2 protein-coding genes and 1 pseudogene are annotated in these 2,100 nt (G+C 34.8%); all 3 read right to left on the bottom strand.

Annotated features, from left to right (window positions below; all coding sequences use genetic code 11):
• A pseudogene (locus VFS71_RS13490) lies at positions 1-216 on the bottom strand (hypothetical protein); the annotation flags it as partial.
• Positions 216-731, bottom strand: coding sequence for a PH domain-containing protein (locus tag VFS71_RS13495; RefSeq protein WP_326401836.1), 516 nt, complete (start codon positions 729-731; stop codon positions 216-218). The pseudogene VFS71_RS13490 and the gene VFS71_RS13495, both read right to left, overlap by 1 nt.
• 77 nt (positions 732-808) lie before the next feature.
• Positions 809-1,639 (bottom strand): 1,4-dihydroxy-2-naphthoyl-CoA synthase, encoded by an 831-nt coding sequence (locus VFS71_RS13500; RefSeq protein WP_173504557.1) that lies wholly within the window; start codon positions 1,637-1,639, stop codon positions 809-811.
• Positions 1,640-2,100 lie beyond the last annotated feature (461 nt).

Genomic DNA, 2,100 nt, shown 5'->3' on the forward strand with positions numbered 1-2,100 from the left:
AAAGTTTAAGTATCTTAAATAGGAAATAGTTCCAATAATGACAAAAAGAGCAAAAGTTCCTGCCACCAAATAGCCTTTATTGATCTCGTCAAATCTAAAAATCCAAATAACCAAAATAGGCCATAAAGCTTTGGCATAACCTTGAAGGGAATAAATAAACATTACAAAAATCCCCAGAATGGACTGTCGCTGAGGCTTACCGAAATCCTCCTCCATCACAATTGTTTTTGAATTTTCCCCATCAAAAGCTGTTTGATGTTTTCTGCCTGTTCTTTGGCAATTCCAGGAATTTCAATATCGCTGGAGCTACCACCAGCGGTAAAAATTTCTATTTTGGCCAAACCAAAAAACCGGGATAATAACCCTTCATGTAAAGCTACATGCTGCACTCTATTATATGGAATTACAAGAGTATTCGTGGCAATTATACCATGTCTGAACAACACATCATGATTACGAAACGCAAAACCCTTTTTCTTGAAACCCAATCTGCAAAAGAAAAGCACAATGAATACAAAAACAACATAGGCGATACTCAATTCTGTAATAAATACAGCTAGTACCTCATTAAAATACAAGGCAAGCCCTAAGCCTATTCCAGCAATCAAATAGAAAACAACCAGACTTATCAAAATGACTTTCCAATAATTGGGATGTAAAACAGAAAATTCAACTTCCTCATATTTTGGGAGCTGTGTAGTATCAATTGTTTCATTTATGAAATCTTCCATTTTTATTTTTTGATTATAAACTTAAGGTTTCAAGATATTAAATTTGAAACCTTAAACCCTTATGCTCTTAAACCTTATTATGGCAACCATTTTTTTTCAAAATTCGGTTTACGCTTTTCAAGAAATGCATTTCTACCTTCTTTGGCCTCTTCGGTCATATAAGCTAACCTTGTTGCTTCTCCTGCAAACACTTGTTGTCCCACCATACCATCATCTGTAAGATTCATGGCGAATTTAAGCATTTTGATAGCCATAGGAGATTTTCCTAAAACTTCCTGAGCCCATTGGTAAGCAGTATCTTCTAATTCAGCGTGAGGAATAACAGCATTAACCATACCCATTTCAAAAGCTTCTTGAGCAGAGTAATTTCTGCCTAAAAAGAAAATTTCGCGAGCTTTTTTCTGTCCTACCATTTTGGCAAGATAAGCTGAACCATATCCACCGTCAAAGCTTGTTACATCGGCATCCGTTTGTTTAAAAATGGCGTGTTCTTTACTCGCCAAAGTCATATCACAAACTACATGCAAACTATGTCCACCACCAACTGCCCAACCAGGAACCACCGCGATTACTACTTTAGGCATAAAACGGATTAATCGTTGTACCTCAAGAATATTCAAACGATGTTGACCATCATCACCCACATAACCTTGGTGTCCACGGGCATTTTGATCTCCTCCACTGCAAAAAGAATACACGCCATCCTTAGAAGATGGCCCTTCTGCAGAAAGCAAAACCACACCTATAGAGGTATCTTCTTGTGCATCATAAAAAGCTTGATATAATTCTGATGTCGTTTTTGGTCTAAACGCATTGCGCACATCAGGTCTGTTAAATGCGATTCTGGCAACACCATTGCATTTTTTATAGGTTATATCTTCAAATTCTTTTGCAGTTATCCAATCCATTCTATTAACTTTTAAATTATTTTACTGTAAAAATAAACCATTTTTTTACATTTATAAAGCATAAAATATTTTAAAACTACATTACAGCCAATAAATAAAATTCAAAATAAACATATTTACTTATTGATTCAAGAAATAAGGGCGAGACCCCATTTTTGGAAAGCGCCAAATCTACTTTACGTTTATACGGCCCTCTCCAAAAATACGGTCGGGCTATTCGCGCTACTTCGGTAGCTTGCTTCTATCCCTCTCGCATACATAACAACTTTAATAATAACAGCAGCTTATATTTTCATAAATCATTACAATTTCACTTCCACAAAAGATGTTATTTTAACCAAAAATACCAAGACAAAATAAAAAAAAGACAATATAAGACACTGTTTTTTTATGATTTTTCTGAATTTTATTAACTATTCTCTGAAAATTCAGAAAGAGACATCAAGAAATCTACAATTCAA

Source organism: Flavobacterium sp., assembly GCF_035760125.1.
Lineage (GTDB): Bacteria > Bacteroidota > Bacteroidia > Flavobacteriales > Flavobacteriaceae > Flavobacterium.

Bases quoted from the DNA above. Each gene is read 5' to 3' on its own strand.
- VFS71_RS13495 (WP_326401836.1), bottom strand. From the start codon at position 731: ATGGAAGATTTCATAAATGAAACAATTGATACTACACAGCTCCCAAAA.
- VFS71_RS13500 (WP_173504557.1), bottom strand. From the start codon at position 1,639: ATGGATTGGATAACTGCAAAAGAATTTGAAGATATAACCTATAAAAAA.